The sequence below is a fragment of the Streptomyces sp. TRM70350 genome, assembly GCF_019219825.1.
Classification (GTDB): domain Bacteria; phylum Actinomycetota; class Actinomycetes; order Streptomycetales; family Streptomycetaceae; genus Streptomyces.
In genome coordinates this window covers 505,837-525,781 of the sequence record NZ_JAHUXH010000002.1, presented here as the reverse complement: position 1 = coordinate 525,781, position 19,945 = coordinate 505,837, and the positions used below count along the sequence as shown (strand labels likewise).

General features: G+C 74.0%; 15 protein-coding genes. 13 read left to right on the top strand and 2 right to left on the bottom strand.

Features of this window, described 5'->3' with window-relative positions:
* Nucleotides 1-94: 94 nt before the first annotated feature.
* The 7 genes from KWI83_RS05685 to cobI are packed head-to-tail and all read left to right on the top strand — an operon-like array spanning nt 95 to nt 10,939.
* Nucleotides 95-1,036, top strand: a complete 942-nt coding sequence (locus KWI83_RS05685) for a cobalamin biosynthesis protein (protein ID WP_218513155.1) — start codon at nt 95-97, stop codon at nt 1,034-1,036.
* On the top strand, nt 1,033-2,541 hold the full coding sequence (locus KWI83_RS05680) for a cobyric acid synthase (RefSeq protein ID WP_218513154.1): 1,509 nt from the start codon (nt 1,033-1,035) through the stop codon (nt 2,539-2,541). The genes KWI83_RS05685 and KWI83_RS05680 overlap by 4 nt, the downstream gene beginning before the upstream one ends.
* A complete protein-coding gene (cobN, locus tag KWI83_RS05675) occupies nt 2,538-6,191 on the top strand; it encodes a cobaltochelatase subunit CobN (RefSeq protein ID WP_218513153.1) in 3,654 nt (1,217 codons plus the stop codon). The genes KWI83_RS05680 and cobN overlap by 4 nt, the downstream gene beginning before the upstream one ends.
* Nucleotides 6,188-8,176 carry a putative cobaltochelatase gene (locus KWI83_RS05670; RefSeq protein ID WP_218513152.1) on the top strand — a complete coding sequence of 663 codons (1,989 nt, stop codon included), beginning with the start codon at nt 6,188-6,190 and terminating at the stop codon, nt 8,174-8,176. The genes cobN and KWI83_RS05670 overlap by 4 nt, the downstream gene beginning before the upstream one ends.
* Nucleotides 8,176-8,775: a cob(I)yrinic acid a,c-diamide adenosyltransferase gene (cobO, locus tag KWI83_RS05665; RefSeq protein WP_218513151.1), complete on the top strand. Its 600-nt coding sequence runs from the start codon at nt 8,176-8,178 to the stop codon at nt 8,773-8,775. Before KWI83_RS05670 ends, cobO begins: the two co-directional genes overlap by 1 nt.
* A complete protein-coding gene (locus KWI83_RS05660) occupies nt 8,772-10,211 on the top strand; it encodes a cobyrinate a,c-diamide synthase (RefSeq protein WP_374106273.1) in 1,440 nt (479 codons plus the stop codon). The genes cobO and KWI83_RS05660 overlap by 4 nt, the downstream gene beginning before the upstream one ends.
* Nucleotides 10,208-10,939, top strand: a complete 732-nt coding sequence (gene cobI, locus KWI83_RS05655) for a precorrin-2 C(20)-methyltransferase (RefSeq protein WP_218513149.1) — start codon at nt 10,208-10,210, stop codon at nt 10,937-10,939. The genes KWI83_RS05660 and cobI overlap by 4 nt, the downstream gene beginning before the upstream one ends.
* A 32-nt stretch (nt 10,940-10,971) precedes the next feature.
* Here cobI and KWI83_RS05650 read toward each other — a convergent pair whose 3' ends face one another.
* Nucleotides 10,972-11,685: a ZIP family metal transporter gene (locus KWI83_RS05650; protein ID WP_218513148.1), complete on the bottom strand. Its 714-nt coding sequence runs from the start codon at nt 11,683-11,685 to the stop codon at nt 10,972-10,974.
* Between the two features lie 82 nt (nt 11,686-11,767).
* Here KWI83_RS05650 and cobM point away from each other — a divergent pair, with 82 nt between their 5' ends.
* The 6 genes from cobM to cobC are packed head-to-tail and all read left to right on the top strand — an operon-like array spanning nt 11,768 to nt 18,055.
* Nucleotides 11,768-12,586 carry a precorrin-4 C(11)-methyltransferase gene (gene cobM, locus KWI83_RS05645; protein WP_218513147.1) on the top strand — a complete coding sequence of 273 codons (819 nt, stop codon included), beginning with the start codon at nt 11,768-11,770 and terminating at the stop codon, nt 12,584-12,586.
* A complete protein-coding gene (gene cbiE, locus KWI83_RS05640) occupies nt 12,583-13,818 on the top strand; it encodes a precorrin-6y C5,15-methyltransferase (decarboxylating) subunit CbiE (protein WP_218513146.1) in 1,236 nt (411 codons plus the stop codon). Before cobM ends, cbiE begins: the two co-directional genes overlap by 4 nt.
* Nucleotides 13,815-15,488 (top strand): precorrin-3B C(17)-methyltransferase, encoded by a 1,674-nt coding sequence (cobJ, locus tag KWI83_RS05635; protein WP_218513145.1) that lies wholly within the window; start codon nt 13,815-13,817, stop codon nt 15,486-15,488. Before cbiE ends, cobJ begins: the two co-directional genes overlap by 4 nt.
* A complete protein-coding gene (locus tag KWI83_RS05630) occupies nt 15,485-16,072 on the top strand; it encodes a precorrin-8X methylmutase (RefSeq protein WP_218513144.1) in 588 nt (195 codons plus the stop codon). Before cobJ ends, KWI83_RS05630 begins: the two co-directional genes overlap by 4 nt.
* Nucleotides 16,069-17,010 (top strand): sirohydrochlorin chelatase, encoded by a 942-nt coding sequence (locus KWI83_RS05625; RefSeq protein WP_218513143.1) that lies wholly within the window; start codon nt 16,069-16,071, stop codon nt 17,008-17,010. Before KWI83_RS05630 ends, KWI83_RS05625 begins: the two co-directional genes overlap by 4 nt.
* Nucleotides 17,000-18,055, top strand: coding sequence for an Rv2231c family pyridoxal phosphate-dependent protein CobC (gene cobC / locus KWI83_RS05620; RefSeq protein ID WP_218513142.1), 1,056 nt, complete (start codon nt 17,000-17,002; stop codon nt 18,053-18,055). The genes KWI83_RS05625 and cobC overlap by 11 nt, the downstream gene beginning before the upstream one ends.
* On the opposite strand, the gene KWI83_RS05615 is transcribed toward cobC, so the two are convergent.
* Nucleotides 18,003-19,889 (bottom strand): DUF2264 domain-containing protein, encoded by a 1,887-nt coding sequence (locus tag KWI83_RS05615; protein ID WP_218513141.1) that lies wholly within the window; start codon nt 19,887-19,889, stop codon nt 18,003-18,005. The two genes, cobC and KWI83_RS05615, sit on opposite strands and share 53 nt — an antisense overlap.
* Nucleotides 19,890-19,945: the final 56 nt, after the last annotated feature.

The following is a 19,945-nucleotide window of genomic DNA, read 5'->3' as shown; positions in this document are numbered from 1 at the left end:
GTGGACACCCTGAGTGAGGACATAACGCGATGCTCGGCTGCCCAGTGAGGTCCCGTACCAGGTCTCTGCCCGACCGCACGGCCGGCTGAGCCCCATGCGTGCCGATCGCGTCTTCGCGTACGGCGCCGCCGCCGGCCTTCTCGGCGACCTCCTCCTCGGCGATCCGCGCCGCGGGCACCCGGTCGCCGCGTTCGGGCGGGCCGCCGCCGCGGTGGAACGGGTGGTGTGGCGCGACCACCGCGCGTGGGGGGCGCTGCACGCGGTCGTGTGCGCCGGTGGCGCCGTCGCCCTCGGTGCCCTCGCTCACAGGGTCGTACGGTCCTCCCCCGCCGCCTCCGTCGCCCTCACCGGACTCGCCACCTGGGCCGTCGTCGGCGGAACCTCACTCGGGCGGGAGGCCCGGGCCATCGGGCGTGCCCTGGAGTCGGGGGACGTCGAGGGGGCGCGGGCGCGGCTGCCGCACCTGTGCGGGCGGGACCCACAGGCGCTGGACGCGGACGGGATCGCCCGGGCGGTGGTGGAGTCCGTCGCCGAGAACACCTCCGACGCCGTGGTGGGGGCGTTGGTGTGGGGGGCCGTCGGTGGGGTGCCGGGGCTGCTCGGGTTCCGGGCGGTGAACACGCTGGACGCCATGGTCGGGCACAAGTCGCCCAAGTACCGGCGGTACGGGTGGGCCTCCGCTCGGCTCGACGACCTCGCCGGGTGGCCGGGGGCTCGGCTGACCGCCGTGCTCGCCGCCCTCGCCGGGCCTGATCCGGGGGCGGCCGTGCGGGCCTGGCACGACGACGCCGGTCGGCATCCCAGCCCCAACGCCGGGCCCGTGGAGGCGTCGTTCGCGGGGGCGCTGGGGGTGCGTCTGGGCGGGACCCTCTCGTACGGGGGGCGGGTCGAGCACCGGCCTGTGCTCAACGGCCGAGGGCGTGCGGTCGGGGTCGCCGACATCGAGCGGGCCGTGCGGCTCTCCCGCCGCGTCGGCTGGCTCGCGCTCGGCGTGTGCGCGGGCGCGCGGATGCTGAAGAAGGGGCGTACGTCATGAGCGGGGGACTTCTGGTCGCCGGTACCACCTCCGACGCCGGTAAGAGTGTCGTCACCGCCGGGATCTGTCGCTGGCTGGTGCGGCAGGGGGTCAAGGTCGCGCCCTTCAAGGCGCAGAACATGTCGCTGAATTCGTTCGTCACCCGCGAGGGTGCCGAGATCGGGCGGGCGCAGGCCATGCAGGCGCAGGCGTGCCGGGTGGAGCCGACCGCGCTGATGAACCCCGTGCTGCTCAAGCCGGGTGGGGAGCAGAGCAGCCAGGTGGTGCTGCTGGGCAGGCCCGTCGGGGAGATGAGCGCGCGGGGGTATCACGGGGGACGGCAGCAGCGGCTGCTGGGCACCGTGCTGGACTGTCTCGCCGAGTTGCGGGGCACGTATGACGCGGTGATCTGTGAGGGGGCGGGCAGTCCGGCGGAGATCAATCTGCGCCGGACCGACATCGTGAACATGGGGATCGCCCGGGGCGCCGGGCTCCCCGTGCTGGTGGTCGGCGACATCGATCGCGGGGGCGTGTTCGCCTCGTTCTTCGGGACGCTGGCGCTGCTGTCGCCGGAGGACCAGGCACTGGTGGCCGGGTTCCTGGTCAACAAGTTCCGGGGCGATGTATCGCTGCTGGAGCCGGGCCTGGACATGCTCCACGACCTCACCGGGCGGCGGGCGTACGGCGTCCTGCCCTTCCGGCACGGGCTCGGTATCGACGAGGAGGACGGGCTGCGGGTCTCGATGCGCGGGACCGTGCGGGAGTCCGTCGTCGCGCCGCCCGTCGGTGAGGACGTGCTGCGCGTCGCCGTGTGCGCCGTACCGCTGATGTCCAACTTCACGGACGTGGACGCCCTCGCCGCCGAACCCGGTGTCGTGGTGCGGTTCGTGGACCGGCCGGAGGAGCTGGCCGACGCGGATCTCGTGGTGATACCGGGGACGCGCGGGACCGTACGGGCGCTGGAGTGGCTGCGCGAGCGGGGGCTGGCCGAGGCGATCGGCCGGCGATCGCGGGCGGGACGGCCCGTGCTCGGGATCTGCGGCGGCTTCCAGATCCTCGGTCAGCACATCGAGGACGACGTGGAGAGCCGGCGCGGTCGGGTCGACGGGCTGGGCATCCTGCCCCTGCGCGTGCGGTTCGCCCCGGAGAAGACCCTCGCCCGGCCCGTCGGCGAGGCCCTCGGCGAGCCGGTCGAGGGGTACGAGATCCATCACGGCGTCGCGGATGTCACCGGCGGCGAACCCTTCCTGGACGGCTGCCGGGTCGGACAGACCTGGGGCACGCACTGGCACGGCTCGCTGGAGTCGGACGGTTTCCGGCGGGCCTTCCTGCGCGAGGTGGCCGCCGCCGCGGGCCGCCGCTTCGTGCCGGCGCCCGACACGTCCTTCGCCGCGCTGCGCGAGCAGCAGCTCGACCGGCTCGGCGACCTGATCGAACAGCACGCGGACACGGACGCGCTGTGGCGGCTCATCGAGTCCGGCGCGCCGCGAGGACTGCCTTTCATTCCACCGGGAGCGCCCGCATGAGCACTGTGTTGTTGTTGTCGACCGCCGACACCGATCTGCTGGCGGCCCGTGCCTCCGGCGCCCCCTACCGGATCGGCAACCCGACCCGCGTCGACGTCGACAGCGAGCTGCCCGCGCTGATCGACGGCGCGGACATCGCCGTCGTACGGCTGCTGGGCGGCAAGCGCGCCTGGGAGGACGGGCTGGCCCGGCTCAAGTCGTCCGGGATTCCCACCGTGCTGCTCGGTGGGGAGGCCGTGCCGGACGCCGAGCTGATGGCGGAGTCGTCCGTGCCCGCCGGTGTCGTGGCGGAGGCGCTGCGCTATCTCGTCGAGGGCGGGCCCGCCAACCTCACCGAGCTGGCGCGGTTCCTGTCGGACACCGTGCTGCTGACGGGTGAGGGGTTCGTCGAGCCGCGGAAGATGCCGGAATACGGCGTCCATGGCTCCCGTGCGCGCGAAGAGGGCCGTCCGACCGTCGGCGTGCTCTTCTACCGGGCTCATGAGCTCAGCGGCAACACCGCCTTCGTCGACACGCTGTGCGACGCCATCGAGGCGCGGGGAGCCAACGCCCTGCCCGTGTACTGCGGTTCGCTGCGCGGCGCGGACGCGGAGCTGTACGAGGTTCTGTCACAGGCCGACGCCCTGGTCGCCACCGTCCTCGCAGCGGGCGGCACGCACGCCTCGCAGGCGTCGGCGGGCGGCGACGAGGAGTCCTGGGACATCGGCAGGCTCGCCGAGCTCAACGTCCCCGTGCTGCAGGGCCTGTGCCTCACCTCCTCGCGGGCCGCCTGGGACGAGTCCGACGCCGCCCTGTCCCCCATGGACGCGGCGATGCAGGTCGCGATCCCGGAGTTCGACGGACGGCTGGTCACCGTGCCGTTCTCCTTCAAGGAGCAGGGCCCGGACGACGTGCCGGTGTACGTCGCCGACCCCGAGCGGGCGGCGCGGGTGGCCGGGATCGCCGTACGGCACGCGCGGCTCAGGCACAAGCCGAACGCCGAGAAAAGGCTCGCGCTGGTCTTCACCGCGTACCCGACCAAGCACTCGCGCGTCGGCAACGCGGTGGGGCTGGACACGCCCGCTTCGGCGGTACGGGTGCTGGACGCGCTCCGGGACGCCGGGTACGGGCTCACCGAGTACCCCGACAACGGCGACGAGCTGATCCACCGGCTCATCGAGGCCGGTGGGCACGACGTCGAGTGGCTGACCGAGGAGCAGCTGGCCGCCGCGCCCGCGCGGGTGCCGCTGGCCGACTATCGGGCGTGGTTCGACAGGCTCGACCCGGAACTCAAGAACGCGATGACCGAGGCGTGGGGCGAGCCGCCGGGGTCGTTGTACGTCGACGGCGACGACGTCGTCCTCGCCTCCCTCCGGTTCGGGAACGTCGTCGTCATGATCCAGCCGCCGCGCGGCTTCGGCGAGAACCCGATCGCGATCTACCACGACCCGGACATGCCGCCGTCCCACCACTACATGGCGGCATACCGGTGGCTCGAAAACTCCTTCGGCGCCGACGCGATCGTGCACATGGGCAAGCACGGCACGATGGAGTGGCTGCCGGGCAAGGGACTCGGGCTGTCCCGAGGATGCGCTCCGGACGCCGTCCTCGGTGATCTGCCCCTGATCTACCCCTTCATCGTCAACGACCCCGGCGAGGGCACCCAGGCCAAGCGGCGCGGGCACGCCACCGTGGTCGACCACCTCGTCCCGCCGATGGCGCGTGCGGACACGTACGGCGATCTGGCCAAGCTGGAGCAGCTGCTCGACGAGTACGCGCTCGTGTCCGACCTGGACCCGGCGAAGGCCCCCGCGGTCCGCGCACAGATCTGGACCCTCGTCAAGGCGGCCGAGCTGCACCACGACCTGCATGTGGACGAGCAGCCGGACGACGGCGAGTTCGACGAGTTCGTGATGCACATCGACGGCTATCTGTGCGAGATCAAGGACGTGCAGATCCGGGACGGCCTGCACATCCTGGGCGGTGGACCGGTGGGTGAGCCGCGCGTGAACCTCGTCCTCGCCGTGCTGCGGGCCTCACAGGTGTGGGGCGGGCAGGCCAACGCGCTGCCGGGGCTGCGGGCCTCGCTGGCCGCGCACTTCGGGCTCAGTGAGAAGGAGTTGCTCGCCGAGCCGGGCGCGGCGGTGAAGGTGCCGGTCGAGCTGACGGACCTCGTCGAGGGCCCGTCCCGTACGGGCGCCGACGCGATCGACCTGCTGGAACAGCTGTGCCGGCGGATCGCGGAGGGCATGGAGGCACGCGGCTGGGCGGCACCCGAGAGCGCCGCTCTGGTACGGGAGGTGCTGGGCACCGACGTCCCGGACGCCGTCGCCGTCCTCACCTTCGCCTGCACCGAGGTGGTCCCGCGCCTCGCCCGCACCACCGACGAGATCGGTCACATCCTCAAGGCCCTGGACGGCGGTTACGTCCCGGCGGGCCCGTCGGGTTCGCCGACCCGTGGCCTGGTCAACGTCCTGCCGACCGGCCGGAACTTCTACTCCGTCGACCCCAAGGCGATTCCGTCCCGGCTGAGTTGGGAGGTCGGGCAGTCGCTGGCGGACTCGCTGGTGCAGCGCTACCTCGCCGACAACGGGGAGTACCCGAAGTCCGTGGGCCTCACGGTCTGGGGCACCTCGGCCATGCGCACCCAGGGCGACGACATCGCCGAGATCCTCGCGCTGCTGGGCTGCCGCCCGGTGTGGGACGACGCCTCGCGCCGGGTGACCGGCTTCGAGGTGATCCCGCCGGCCGAGCTGGGCCGGCCGCGCATCGACGTCACGGTCCGCATCTCGGGCTTCTTCCGGGACGCGTTCCCGCATGTCGTCGGGCTCATCGACGACGCGGTGCGGGCGGTGGCCGAGCTGGACGAACCGGCCGAGTCCAATTACGTACGGGCGCACGTCGAGGCCGACACCGCCGAGCACGGTGACCGGCGGCGGGCGACGGCTCGTATCTTCGGGTCGAAGCCGGGGGCCTATGGCGCCGGTCTGCTGCCGCTGATCGACGCGCGCAACTGGCGCAGCGACGCGGACCTGGCCGAGGTGTACGCCGTCTGGGGCGGCTACGCGTACGGGCGTGGGCTCGACGGGCGGACGGCGCGTGGGGACATGGAGACGGCGTTCCGGCGGATCGCGGTCGCCGCGAAGAACGTCGACACGCGCGAGCACGACCTCGTCGACGCCGACGACTACTTCCAGTACCACGGCGGCATGGTCGCCATGGTCCGGCACCTCACGGGCGCCTCCCCCGAGGCGTACGTCGGTGACTCGGCCACCCCCGACCAGGTCAGGACCCGCACCCTCGGCGAGGAGACCCACCGCGTCTTCCGCGCCCGCGTGGTCAACCCGCGCTGGATGGCGGCGATGCGACGGCACGGCTACAAGGGCGCCTTCGAGATGGCGGCGACCGTCGACTACCTCTTCGGCTACGACGCCACCGCCGGGGTCGTCGACGACTGGATGTACGAGAAGCTCAGCGCCGAGTACGTCTTCGACCCGGAGAACCGGGACTTCATGAAGCAGTCCAACCCGTGGGCGCTGCGCGGTATCACCGAGCGGCTGCTGGAGGCCGCCGACCGGGGGCTGTGGGCGGAGCCGGACGCTCAGACGCTGGAGCGGCTGCGCGCCACCTACCTGGAACTGGAAGGCGACTTGGAGGGCGACGACAAGTGACCACCCCGTTTCCGTTCACGGCCGTCGTGGGCCAGGACGATCTGCGGCTCGCGCTGCTGCTGAACGCCGTGTCGCCGGCGGTCGGTGGTGTGCTGGTGCGCGGCGAGAAGGGCACGGCCAAGTCGACGGCGGTGCGGGCGCTGTCGGCGCTGCTGCCGGAGGTCGCCGTGGTGCCCGGGTGCCGGTTCTCCTGCGACCCCGCCGCACCGGACGCCGCCTGCCCGGACGGGCCGCACGAGCCGGGCGCGGGGACGACACGTCCGGCGCGCATGGTCGAGCTGCCCGTCGGTGCCTCCGAGGACCGGCTCGTCGGTGCGCTCGACATCGAGCGGGCCCTCGCCGAGGGCGTGAAGGCCTTCGAGCCCGGTCTGCTCGCCGACGCGCACCGCGGGATCCTGTACGTCGACGAGGTCAACCTGCTCCACGACCACCTGGTCGACCTGCTGCTGGACGCGGCCGCGATGGGTGCCTCGTACGTCGAGCGGGAGGGCGTCTCCGTACGGCATGCCGCCCGTTTCCTGCTCGTCGGGACGATGAACCCGGAGGAGGGCGAGCTGCGGCCGCAGCTCCTCGACCGGTTCGGGCTGACCGTGGAGGTCGCGGCCTCGCGGGAGCCCGACCAGCGGGTGGAGGTCGTGCGCAGGCGGCTCGCGTACGACGACGACCCGGCCGGGTTCGCGGCGCGGTGGGCGGACGAGGAGGCCGCCGTACGGGCGCGGATCGTGGCCGCGCGGGAGTTGTTGCCGTCCGTGCGGCTGGGCGACGGGGCGCTCAGGCAGATCGCGGCGACCTGCGCGGCTTTCGAGGTGGACGGGATGCGGGCGGACATCGTGATGGCGCGTACCGCCACCGCGCTGGCGGCCTGGGCCGGACGGACCGACGTACTTGCCGAGGACGTGCGCCAGGCCGCGCTGCTCGCGCTGCCGCACCGCAGGCGCCGGAACCCCTTCGACGCGCCCGGGCTCGACGAGGACAAGCTGGACGAGACGCTGGAGCAGTTCGGCGGCGGTGACGAGGATCCGGATCCCGGCGGCCCGGACGGGCCCGGTGGTGGGGGTGGCGGTGAGCCGACTCCCGACAGCGGGCCCCAGGGCGGGGACACGGCTGCGCGGCCCGAGTCCGGTGAGGGCGATCAGCTGCCCGGTGGAGGCGGTGAGCAGTCCGCCGTACGGGCTGCGGAGCCGTTTCGGACCAAGGTGCTGAGCGTGCCCGGTATCGGTGAGGGTGCCGCCGGGCGGCGTTCGCGGGCGCGGACCGAGCGGGGGCGGACCACCGGGGCCCGGCGGCCCCGGGGTGCGCTGACCACGCTGCATCTGGCGGCCACGGTGCAGGCCGCGGCGCCGCATCAGCGGGCGCGGGGGCGGTCCGGGCCGGGGCTGGTCGTCCGCAGGGACGATCTGCGGCAGGCGACTCGGGAGGGGCGCGAGGGCAATCTCGTGCTGTTCGTCGTCGACGCCTCCGGATCCATGGCGGCTCGGCAGCGGATGAGTGCCGTGAAGGGGGCCGTGCTGTCGCTGCTGCTGGACGCCTATCAGCGGCGGGACAAGGTGGGGCTGGTGACCTTCCGGGGTGCCGGTGCCGAGGTCGCGCTGCCGCCGACCTCGTCCGTGGACGCGGCGGCGGCTCGGCTGGAGTCATTGCCGACCGGGGGTCGTACGCCGCTCGCGGCGGGCTTGCTGCGAGCGCATGATGTGCTGCGGGTCGAGCGGTTGCGGGATCCGGCGCGGCGGGCGCTGGTCGTGGTGGTGACCGACGGGCGGGCCACCGGCGGCCCCGAGCCGGTCGCGCTGGCCGGGCGGGCGGCGCGGTTGTTCGCCGCCGAGGGGGTCGCCTCGGTGGTCGTGGACTGTGAGTCGGGGCCCGTGCGGCTGGGGCTCGCGGGGCGGCTCGCGGGTGAGCTGGGCGGTACGGCGGTGACGCTGGACGAGTTGCGGGCCGACTCGATCGCCGGGCTGGTGAAGGACGTACAGAGGAGGGCCGCGTAATGCCGCAGGGACAGCCGAGTGTCGTACCGGATGATGGACTGACGACTCGTCAGCGTCGGAACCGGCCGCTCGTCGTCGTGCACACCGGGGTCGGCAAGGGCAAGTCCACCGCCGCCTTCGGGCTGGCGCTGCGCGCCTGGAACCAGGGGTGGCCGATCGGGGTGTTCCAGTTCGTCAAGTCGGCGAAGTGGAAGGTCGGCGAGGAGCGGGCGCTGCGGGTGCTCGGGGACTCCGGTGAGGGCGGGACCGTCGCCTGGCACAAGATGGGCGAAGGGTGGTCCTGGGTCCAGCGGGATTCCCAGATGGACAACGAGGAGAAGGCCCGGGAGGGCTGGGAGCAGGTCAAGCGGGACCTGGCCGCCGAGACGTACCGGCTGTACGTGCTCGACGAGTTCGCCTATCCGATGCACTGGGGGTGGGTGGATGTCGACGAGGTCGTGTCCGTGCTGCGGGACCGGCCGGGGACCCAGCATGTGGTGATCACCGGGCGGAACGCGCCCGGGAAGCTCGCCGACTTCGCCGATCTCGTGACCGACATGTCCAAGGTCAAGCATCCGATGGACGTCGGCCAGAAGGGGCAGAGGGGCATCGAGTGGTGACGTCCTCCGTCCCTCGGCTGGTCATTGCCGCGCCCTCTTCGGGGAGCGGCAAGACCACCGTCGCCACGGGGTTGATGGCCGCGTTCGCCGCGCGGGGGCTCGCCGTGTCCCCGCACAAGGTCGGGCCGGACTACATCGACCCCGGCTATCACGCGCTCGCGACCGGGCGGGTGGGGCGGAACCTCGACGCGTATCTGTGCGGGCCGGAGCTGATCGGGCCGCTGTTCGCGCACGGGGCGCGCGGGTGTGATGTCGCCGTCGTCGAGGGTGTGATGGGGCTGTACGACGGGGCCGCGGGGGAGGGTGAACTGGCGTCCACCGCCCAGGTGGCGAAGCTGCTGCGGGCGCCGGTGGTGCTGGTCGTCGACGCCTCGTCGCAGTCGCGGTCGGTGGCGGCGCTGGTGCACGGGTTTGCGTCGTGGGATCCGGAGGTGCGGGTCGGGGGCGTGATCCTGAACAAGGTCGCGTCGGATCGGCACGAGGAGTTGTTGCGGGGGGCGTTGGAGTCGGTCGGGGTGCCGGTGCTGGGGGCGCTGCGGCGGGTGGCTCAGGTGGAGACGCCTTCTCGGCATCTGGGACTGGTGCCTGTGGCCGAGCGGGGGGATGCCGCCGTGGAGGCGGTGGCGGCGATGGCTGCGCAGGTGGAGGCGGGGTGCGATCTGGAGGGGCTGCTGGGGCTGGCGCGTGGTGCGGGGGCGTTGTCCTGTGCGGCTTGGGATGCGGGTGAGGTCCTGGTTTCCTCGCCCCCGCCGCCCCTACCCGTTCCCATCCCCAGGGGCTCCGCCCCCTGGACCCCCGGTCGGCCTGAACGGCTACGTCCTCAAACGCCGGACGGGCTGGTTGTTGCCGTTGCCGGTGGAGAGGCGTTCACCTTCTCCTACGCCGAGCATGCCGAACTGCTTGCCGCTGCCGGGGCCGACGTCGTCGTGTTCGATCCGCTGCGGGACGAGGAGCTGCCCGAGGGTACGAGCGGGCTGGTCATCGGGGGCGGGTTCCCCGAGGTGTATGCCGGGGAGTTGTCGGCCAACGAGCCACTGCGCAAGGCCGTTGCCACGCTCGCGGAGCGGGGCGCGCCCGTGGCGGCGGAGTGTGCCGGTCTGCTCTATCTGTGCCGGGAACTGGACGGGCAGCCGATGTGCGGGGTGCTGGACGCGTCCGCGCGGATGTCGGAGCGGCTCACCCTCGGCTACCGGGACGCCGTCGCCGTGAGCGACAGTGCGCTCGCGGAGGCGGGGACGCGGATGCGCGGGCATGAGTTTCATCGGACGGTCGTCGAGCCGGGGGCCGGGGCGGCCCCCGCCTGGGGCATGCGGGCCCCGGTCCGGCGGGTCGAAGGTTTCGTACAGCAGGGCGTGCACGCGAGTTATCTGCACACGCACTGGGCGTCCGCGCCCGGTGTCGCCCGTCGGTTCGTGGAGAGGTGCCGGACGTCATGAGCAGCAGGCTGATCGGAGTGGGGGTCGGGCCGGGCGATCCGGAGCTGGTGACCGTGAAGGGCGTCAACGCCCTGCGCGCCGCCGATGTCGTCGTCGTACCCGTCATGGACAGCGGCGAGCGGGGGCGCGCCGAGGCGACCGTGCTGCACTACGTGCCCGAGGAGAAGGTCGTCCGGGTGGTGTTCGCGCTGAACGAGCGCACCGACCGGACGCGGCGTGAGGCGGCGTGGGACGCGGCGGGTGAGCGGGTCGCCGGGTTGCTGCGGCAGTACGGCTCCGTCGCCTTCGCGACCATCGGGGACCCGAACGTGTACTCCACGTTCACCTATCTCGCGCAGACCGTCGCCGGGCTGGTCCCGGGGACCGTCGTCGAGACCGTGCCCGGCATCACCGCCATGCAGGACCTGGCCGCGCGGTCGGGTGCCGTGCTGACGGAGGGGACCGAGCCGCTCACGCTGGTGCCGGTGACCGCCGGGGCCGCCGTGCTGAAGGAGGCGCTGAACGGGCCCGGGACCGTCGTCGCCTACAAGTTCGGGCGGCAGGCCGGTGAGGTCGCCGAGGCGCTGCGCGAGAGCGGGCGGATCGAGGGGGCCGTGTGGGGGTCGGCGCTGGGACTGCCGGAGGAGTCCATCCGGCCCGCCGGTGAGCTCGACGGGGCGCCGCTGCCGTATCTCTCCACGCTCATCGCGCCCGCGCGGCGCGACGGCGGGCGGGGCGGGAAGCTGTGACGCCCTGGAGAGGGGCCGTGCCGCCCGGGCGATCACTCGGCGACGCCCACCACCAGCCACATGAACGCCGCTCCCCCGATCGTGCACAGCAGCGTCGGCCCGGCGGGGTGCTTGTGGTGGGCCTCGGGGAGGATCTCGGCGGCGGCCAGGTAGAGCAGCGCTCCGCCGAACAGGCCGAGGTAGCCGCCGAGTACCGGCTCCGGGATGCTGAGCAGCAGGGTGCTCGCCGCGCCGACGACCGGGGCCACCGCGCCCGCCCACAGCATCGCGATCGCCCGGCGGCGGGCATTGCCGTACAGGGTCGTGATCGTGAAGGTGTTGAAGCCGTCCGCGAAGTCATGGGCGACGACGGCCAGCGCGACCGCCACGCCCATGCCCTCGCCGATCTGGAACGCGGCGCCGATCGCCACGCCGTCCATGGCGCTGTGCACGACCATCGCACCGGCGGCGGTCAGGCCCACCTCGGGCGTGCGGTGGTGCTCGTCGCCGCCGTGCGCGGCCGGCAGACGTCCCGCCAGATGGGCGAAGAGGAAACCGGTCACGAACAGCAGCAGGGCCGCGGGTACGCCGAACACCTCCGCGCCCGCCGCGTCCAGCGCCTCCGGCAGCAGGTCCAGGCCGACCACGCCCAGCATCAGGCCGCCGGCCAGGCCCAGCACGAGGTGACGGCGGTCCGTCACGCGCTGTGCCGTCCAGCCACCCGCGAGCGTCATCAGGAACGCGCCCAGCGCGACGTAGACCGCCATGTGCCCTTGCTATCCGATCAGAGCGCGGTCGTGCACATCCGGCCGCACGCGCGTTGACATCCGTACGAGAGGATCCGAATCCATGGCCGAAGCCCCCACCGGCAAGGTGACCTTCGTCGGTGCCGGCCCCGGCGCCGCCGATCTGCTGACGTTCCGTGCCGCGCGCGCCATCGCCGAGGCCGACGTCGTGATCTGGGCGGCGAGCCTGGTCCAGGCGGAGGTCCTCGAACACGCCCGCGAGGGCGCCGAGATCCTCGACTCGGCGACGATGTCGCTGGAGGACGTCGTCGCCGTGTACCGAAGGGCCCACGCCGATGGGCTGAAGGTCGCCCGCATCCACTCCGGCGACCCGGCGCTGTGGGGCGGCACGCAGGAGCAGCTCGACCGGTGTGCCGAGATCGGCATCGCCACCGAGGTCGTGCCCGGCGTCTCCTCGTTCTCCGCCGTCGCCGCCCTCGCCCGGCGCGAGCTGACGATCCCGGAGGTCGCGCAGTCGGTCGTGCTCACCCGGCTCGGCGGCGGCAAGACGCCGATGCCGCCCGGTGAGGAGGTGCGCGAGTTCGCCCGGCACGGCACCACCATGGCGGTCTTCCTGTCGGCGGCCCGCAGTGGGCAGTTGGTGCGGGAGCTGCTGGAGGGCGGCTATCCGACCACGACGCCGGTCGTCGTCGCGTACCAGGCGACCTGGCCGGAGGAGCTGGTCGTGAAGTGCACGATCGGGACGCTGGAGGAGACGGTGAAGGAGCACAGGCTCTGGAAGCACACCCTCTTCCTGGTCGGCCCGGCCCTCGACGCCCACGGCACCCGCTCGCACCTCTACCACCCCGGGCACTTCCACGGCTACCGCAAGGCCGACCCCGTGGCCCGCCGGGCCCTGCGTGAGCGGGGTGCGAGCACATGATCAGGGTCGTCGGTACGGGGGCGGGGGCGCCGTTGCCGGACGATGTGGCCGCCGGCGCGGAACTCGTCGTCGGCGGGCGGCGCCATCTGGAGGCGGTGCGGCTGCCTCGGGCGGCCGAGCGGATCGTGCTCGGGCCGCTGGCGCCCGCCCTGGACGCCATCGCGGAGTACGTCGAGAAGGACCGGCCGGTCGTGGTGCTGGCATCGGGGGACCCCGGGTTCTTCGGGATCGTGCGGGCGCTCGCCGAGCGGTTCGGGGCGCGGCGGCTGGACGTCCGGGCGGGTGTCTCGTCCGTGGCCGCCGCGTTCGCGCGTGTCGGGCTGCCCTGGGACGACGCGGTGGTGGTCAGCGCGCACGGGCGTGAGCTGCGGACGGCGGTGAACGTGTGCCGGGCGCGGCCGAAGGTCGCCGTGCTGACCGGGCCGGGGTCCGGTCCGGCGGAGCTGGGGGCGGCGCTGGCGGGCAGTGAGCGCGTTCTCGTGGTGGCCTCCGCGCTGGGTGATCCGGCGCGGGAACGGGTGGAGCGGGTGACGCCCGCCGAGGCGTCGGCCCGGGACTGGGAAGCGGCGGTGAGTGTCGTGCTGTGCCTGGACGAGCGGCGGGCGCTCGGTGCCGTGCGGACCGTCGCGGGCCCTGCCGAGGGGCCCGCCGGGTGGGCGCTGGACGAGGGCGCGTTCACGCACCGGGACTCGATGATCACCAAGTTCGAGGTCCGCGCGCTGGCCCTGGCCCGGCTCGGACCGCGCCTCGGTGACCTGGTCTGGGATGTCGGGGCGGGGTCCGGGTCGGTGGCCGTCGAGTGCGCGCGGCTGGGCGCCGCGGTCGTCGCCGTGGAGAAGGCGGCGGACGGCGTGGAGCGGATCCGGGCCAATGCCGGGGCGCACGGCGTCGACGTGACGGTGGTGCACGGTGAGGCGCCCGAGGCGCTGGCCGGGCTGGACGATCCCGACGCGGTGTTCGTCGGGGGCGGGGGGCGTGAGCTGCCCGCCGTCGTCGCCGCGTGCGCGCGGCGGGCACGGCGGACGGTCGTCGTCGCCCTGGCCGCGCTGGACCGGGTGCCCGGCGTGCGTGAGGCGCTCGCGGGGGCCGGGTTCGAGTGTGACGGGGTGCTGTTGCAGTCGTCGCGGCTCGCGCCGCTGCCGGGGGAAGTGACCCGGCTGGCGGCCACCAACCCTGTTTTTCTGCTGTGGGGCGTCCGGCCTCCGGCTGGTAGTGAAGGAGACACTCAGTGATCGGCCTCATCTCCGCCACGGCGGCGGGAGCGGCGGCGCGGGACCGGCTGGCCGCGGCGTGGCCGGAGCGGACGCGGGTGTACGGGGGTCCCGTGGGGGACGCCGTGCGGGCCGCGTTCGGGGAGTGCGAGCAGCTGGTGTGCTTTCTGGCCACGGGGGCCGTGGTGCGGCTCGTCGCTCCGCTGCTGGGCGACAAGGCGTCCGATCCCGGGGTGGTGTGCGTCGACGAGGGGGGCCGGTTCGCGGTGTCCCTCGTGGGCGGGCACGGCGGCGGCGCCAACGAACTCGCCCGGGAGGTGGGCGAGTTGCTGGGCGCCGAGCCGGTGGTGACGACGGCGACGGACTCCGTCGGGCTGGCGGGCCTGGACACGCTGGGCCTGCCCGTGGAGGGTGACGTGGCCGCGGTGTCCCGGGCGCTGCTGGACGGCGAACCGGTCGCCCTGCGCGCCGAGTCGGCGTGGCCGCTGCCCGCGCTGCCGGTCGCGGCGGACGGCTCGTACGCCATCCGCGTCACCGACCGTGCCGTGGAGCCCGCGGCACACGAGGTCGTCCTGCGCCCGCCGTCCCTCGTCGTGGGCGTCGGCGCGTCCAAGGGCGCCCCCGCCGGCGAGGTGCTCGCGCTGATCGAGGGCACCGTGCGGGAGGCGGGCCTGTCCCCTCGCAGCATCGCCGAACTCGCCACCGTCGACGCCAAGGCCGGGGAACCCGGGATCGTCGCCGCCGCCGAACGCCTCGGCGTGCCGCTGGTGACCCACTCCGCCGAGCGGTTGGCGGCGGTGGAGGTCCCCAACCCCTCCGACGCGCCCCTCGCCGCCGTCGGCACCCCGTCCGTCGCGGAGGCGTCGGCGCTCATCGGCGGTGGTGAACTCCTCGTGCCCAAGCGGAAGTCGGCGATGGCGACCTGCGCGGTCGTACGGCGCCCCGCGCGCGGCCGGCTCGCGGTGGTCGGCCTCGGGCCCGGCGCCCGCGATCTGCTCACCCCGCGTGCCAAGGCGGAGCTGCGCCGCGCATCGGTGCTCGTCGGGCTCGACCAGTACGTCGTCCAGATCCGCGATCTGCTGCGCCCCGGCACCCGGATCCGTCAGTCCGGGCTGGGCGCCGAGGAGGAGCGGGCGCGGACGGCGGTCGAGGAGGCGCGCAAGGGGCACGCCGTCGCGCTGATCGGCAGCGGCGACGCGGGCGTGTACGCCATGGCGTCCCCGGCCCTGGCCGAGGCCTCCGACGACATCGACGTGGTCGGCGTCCCCGGGGTCACCGCCGCGCTCGCGGCCGGTGCGATCCTCGGGGCGCCGCTCGGGCACGACCACGTGTCGATCAGCCTGTCCGACCTGCACACGCCGTGGGAGGTCATCGAGCGGCGGGTGCGGGCGGCGGCCGAGGCGGACATCGTCGTGACGTTCTACAACCCGCGCAGCCGGGGCCGCGACTGGCAGCTGCCCAAGGCGCTGGCGATCCTCGCCGAGCACCGCGCGCCGACGACGCCCGTCGGCGTCGTGCGGAACGCCTCCCGGCCGGACGAGTCCAGCAGGCTGACGACCCTGGCCGCGCTCGACCCGGCGACGGTCGACATGATGACCGTCGTGACCGTGGGCAACACGGCCACCCGGGAGGTCGCGGGACGCATGGTGACACCGCGCGGCTACCGCTGGCAGCAGGAGGAGGCCCGGTGAACCGTGTGGTCCACCCGATCGAGCGGGAGTCGTTCCGGCGGCTGCGCGCCCGACTGGACACCTCGCACTTCCCGCCGCTCACGCGGGCGGTGGTGGAGCGGGTGATCCACTCCGCCGCCGACCTCGACTACGCGACCGACCTCGTCATGGACGAGGAAGACCTGGGCGGGGCGTACCGGGCGCTGCACTCCGGCGCCCCCGTCGTCGTGGACGTCGAGATGGTCGCCGCCGGGATCACCCGGCGCGACACCGTCTGCCGACTGAAGGACGCCCGGTCCGGGCCGGGGCTGACGCGTTCGGCGCACGCCGTGCGGCTGGCGTACGACGACGTCGGCCCCGGCGCGATCTGGGTGATCGGCTGTGCCCCGACCGCGCTGGAGGAACTGCTGACCCTGGACGCCGACCCCGCGTTGGTGATCGGGCTGCCCGTCGGTTTCGTCGGTGCGGCCGAGTCCAAGGCGGCCCTGCGGGAGAGCGGACTGCCCGCCGTGAGCAACGTGTCCGAGAAGGGCGGTTCGGCGGTCGCCGCGGCCGCGCTCAACGCCCTGCTGTACCACCCCACGTCGTACGAGGAGAAACCGTGACCACCCCGCCGCCCGCCCTGCTCATCGCCGGCCACGGCACCCGGGACGACGCCGGAGCCGAGGCGTTCCGCGACTTCGTACGGGAGCTGGGGCGCCGCCACCCCGACCTGCCCGTCGCGGGCGGCTTCATCGAGCTGTCCCCGCCGCCGCTGGGCGACGCCGTCACCGAGCTGGTGGAGCGGGGCGTGCGCCGCTTCGCCGCCGTACCGCTGATGCTGGTGTCCGCCGGGCACGCCAAGGGCGACATCCCGGCCGCGCTGGCCCGCGAGAAGGAACGGCACCCCGGGATCTCGTACCGCTACGGCCGTCCGCTGGGCCCGCATCCGGCGCTGCTGTCCGTGCTGGAGCGGCGGCTGGACGAGGCGCTGGGCACCGAGGGGCGTACGCCCGGGGACCGTTCCGATGTGACCGTGCTGCTGGTCGGACGTGGGTCCACCGACCCCGACGCCAACGCCGAGGTGCACAAGGCGGCCCGGCTGCTGTGGGAGGGGCGCGGGTACGCCGGAGTGGAGACGGCGTTCGTGTCGCTGGCGGCGCCGGACGTGCCGAGCGGGCTGGACCGGTGTGTGCGGCTGGGGGCGCGCCGGGTCGTCGTGCTGCCCTACTTCCTCTTCACCGGCATCCTGCCGGACCGGGTGCGGATGCAGACCGAGGGCTGGGCGGCGGCGCATCCGGAGGTCGAGGTGCGCTCGGCGGACGTCATCGGTCCGGAGCCGGAGCTGCTCGATCTGGTGATGGAGCGGTACCAGGAGGCCGTGCAGGGCGATCTGCGGATGAACTGCGACTCGTGCGTGTACCGCATCGCGCTGCCCGGCTTCGAGGACAAGGTGGGCCAGCCGCAGCAGCCGCACTACCACCCCGACGACGACGGCCACCACCACGGGCACGGGCACGGGCACCACCATCACCACCACGGCACCCACTCCCATGCCCACTGACGGGCACGACCTGCGGCATCACGGCGACGCCGAGGTCCGCGACGACGGCGCGGCCCTGGTCGACCTCGCCGTGAACGTCCGCGCGGACACGCCCCCGGCCTGGCTGCGGGAGGTGATCGCGGACTCGCTGGGCGGGCTCGCCGCGTATCCGGACGGGCGGCGCGCGCGGGCCGCGGTGGCCGCCCGGCACGGGGTCGGCGTGGAGCGGGTGCTGCTGACGGCGGGCGCAGCCGAGGCGTTCGTGCTGCTGGCGCGAGCGCTGAAGGTACGGCAACCCGTCGTCGTCCACCCCCAGTTCACCGAGCCGGAGGCCGCGCTGCGGGACGCGGGGCACACCGTCGACCGGGTGCTGCTGCGCGAGGAGGACGGCTTCCGGCTGGATCCGGCGGCCGTTCCCGAGGACGCCGACCTGGTGGTGATCGGCAACCCGACCAACCCGACCTCGGTACTGCACCCGGCCGCCGCCATCGCCCGGCTCGCCCGCCCCGGGCGGACGTTGGTCGTGGACGAGGCGTTCATGGACGCGGTGCCGGGCGAGCGGGAGGCGCTGGCGGGGCGGACGGACATCCCCGGGCTGGTCGTGCTGCGCAGCCTGACGAAGACGTGGGGCCTGGCCGGGCTGCGCATCGGGTACGTCCTCGCGTCCCCGGAGACGATCGCGGACCTCGAACGCGCTCAGCCGCTGTGGCCGGTCTCCACACCCGCGCTGGCCGCCGCCGAGGCCTGCGTGGGGCCACGGGCCCTGGCGGAGGCGGCCCACGCCGCCCACCGCGTCGCCGCCGACCGGGCCCATCTGGTGGCCGGGCTGTCGCGGATCGCCGGGCTGCGGGTCGTGGCACCGGCCGAGGGCCCCTTCGTCCTCGTACGGCTGCCCCGAGCCGCCGCCGTCCGCGGGCGACTGCGCGAGCTGGGGTTCGCGGTCCGGCGCGGGGACACCTTCCCCGGGCTGGACGAGGAGTGGCTGCGGCTGGCGGTGCGGGACCGGGCGGCGGTCAACTCGTTCCTCCGGGCGCTGCAGACGGCGGTGACACCGGCGGACCGCTGATCCGCTCGCGGGTGCCGTCCGGGAAGCGGATCTCCACGGTGCCGTCGGCGTCGACGGTCGCCCGCGTGCCCGAGGTCACGGTCACGGGGTCCAGGTCCGGGTCGGCGCTGAGCACCACCAGGGTGACCAGCAGGCGGGCGCCCGCGTCCCGTTGGAGGCAGGGCGTCGCCGAGTGGTGGCCGACGGCGTTGGTGCCGACGGCATGGGCAACCCTGCCGTCGGTATCGCCCCAGCCGTGCAGGCCGACGATCGTGCTGGTCAGCCCGTCGGCACGGCGGGCCAGCGCCCAGCGGGGGCCGGTGTGAGCGGTGGGCGGCACGGCATCGTCGGCGACCGCCCAGCCGCCCTCCCGTACCGGCGAGTCGGCGCACGGATCGAACCTGTGCACCCGCACCTCGAACGGCCCGTGCACCACACTCACCGTCTCGATGCGCCGCCCCTGCCCCGCACTGTGCCAGGAGGCGGCGCGGCGGCCCTCGACGCCGAGCGGGTGGATACGGCCGCGGGCAGACGGGGTGCCGTCGGGGGCGAGCAGCGCGATGTGGTTGTCGGGCCCCGGCCCGGGCGTTTCGGGCGCGGCGGCGCTGGCGTAGGCGAACTTGGCGTAGTGGGGGCTGTCCTCGTCGGTCGCGGGCGGCGGCGGGAGCCGGTCGCTGCCGTGGTTGACGAGCCGTACGATCCCGTCGGCGGCGGTGGAGTGCAGCAGCCAGCCCGGGGCGGGCAGCGGAAGCCGGACGTCCGCGGTATCCACGCTGGCGGGCTCTTCGGGCGCCGTCCACACCGGATGGTCGGCGGGCAGGAGCAGACCGAGGAAGGCCTTGCTCGCCCAGTAGGGGGAGGCGGGGCCCGAGTAGCGCTGGGTCACCCCGAGGAAGGGCCGGTACCAGCCGAGGGTGAGCAGGCCTCGCTCGTCGGGGACACCTCGCTCGGCGAAGTGCTTCAGGGCACCCGAGGCGAGGCGGCGGGTGCGGCCGGGTGGCAGCGGGGTGGCGTCGGCGAGGGCGCCCGCCCACAGCGGGGCGGTGGTCGCGAAGCGGTAGGTCAGGGAGCGGCCCTGATGGACGGGGGCGCCGTCGGACCCGAAGAAGTGCTGGTGGACGGCGAGGAAGGTACGCAGTCGCGAGCGGTACTTGTCCACGCGGGGGGCGTCTGCCCGTGGCCCGGCGATCCGCGCCCACAGGACCGGATACAGGTGCAGCGCCCAGGCGTTGTAGTAGTCGAACTTCCGGCCGTCCCCGTCGGTGTACCAGCCGTCGCCCCGGTACCAGTCGTCCAGCCGCGCGAGCCCGGCGTCGATCTCGGCGCGGCTGTGCGGGGCGCCGACCGAGGCGAGGAACTCCTCGGTGATGACCTGGAACAGGCGCCAGTTGGAGTCGTTGGCACGGGCACCGACGAATCCGCCGAGCCAGTCGGTGACCTGTTCGCGTACGCGGTCGTCGAGGTGGTCCCACAGCCAGGGGCGGGACTCGTGCAGCGCGATGGCGACGGACGCGGCCTCGACCATCGGCTGGGCGCGGTCGGTGACGGGCGGCCAGCGCTCGTCGCCGTGCGGATCGGTACCGGCGGCGAGCCCGGCGGCGTACCGCTCGACCAGCTCCGGCCCGATGCGCCCACCCGAGCCCGCGATACGGAAGGCGGCGAGCAGGAAGGACCGTGCGTACCCCTCCAGAGCGTCGGACCAGGCCCCGGAGTGGCTGGCGGGCCCGGGCAGCCGGTACTGGGCGAACTTGGGCGAGGCGTAGGGCAGCAACCCGTCAAGCAACCGGTCGGCCATCGCCTCCCAGTGGGCACGGGTCCACCCGGTGACGGGCGAGAGGTGGGCATCTGAGGTCATGCGGGTCCTTGGTGAATCGGGGGCGATGGAAAGCCCCCCTCAGGGGCGCGGGCTGT

What these genes read in the sequence shown, in the direction of transcription:
- KWI83_RS05685 (WP_218513155.1), top strand. Translation starts at nt 95, where the DNA reads ATGCGTGCCGATCGCGTCTTCGCGTACGGCGCCGCCGCCGGCCTTCTC.
- KWI83_RS05680 (WP_218513154.1), top strand. Translation starts at nt 1,033, where the DNA reads ATGAGCGGGGGACTTCTGGTCGCCGGTACCACCTCCGACGCCGGTAAG.
- cobN (WP_218513153.1), top strand. Translation starts at nt 2,538, where the DNA reads ATGAGCACTGTGTTGTTGTTGTCGACCGCCGACACCGATCTGCTGGCG.
- cobO (WP_218513151.1), top strand. Translation starts at nt 8,176, where the DNA reads ATGCCGCAGGGACAGCCGAGTGTCGTACCGGATGATGGACTGACGACT.
- cobI (WP_218513149.1), top strand. Translation starts at nt 10,208, where the DNA reads ATGAGCAGCAGGCTGATCGGAGTGGGGGTCGGGCCGGGCGATCCGGAG.
- KWI83_RS05650 (WP_218513148.1), bottom strand. Translation starts at nt 11,685, where the DNA reads ATGGCGGTCTACGTCGCGCTGGGCGCGTTCCTGATGACGCTCGCGGGT.
- cobM (WP_218513147.1), top strand. Translation starts at nt 11,768, where the DNA reads ATGGCCGAAGCCCCCACCGGCAAGGTGACCTTCGTCGGTGCCGGCCCC.
- cbiE (WP_218513146.1), top strand. Translation starts at nt 12,583, where the DNA reads ATGATCAGGGTCGTCGGTACGGGGGCGGGGGCGCCGTTGCCGGACGAT.
- cobC (WP_218513142.1), top strand. Translation starts at nt 17,000, where the DNA reads ATGCCCACTGACGGGCACGACCTGCGGCATCACGGCGACGCCGAGGTC.
- KWI83_RS05615 (WP_218513141.1), bottom strand. Translation starts at nt 19,889, where the DNA reads ATGACCTCAGATGCCCACCTCTCGCCCGTCACCGGGTGGACCCGTGCC.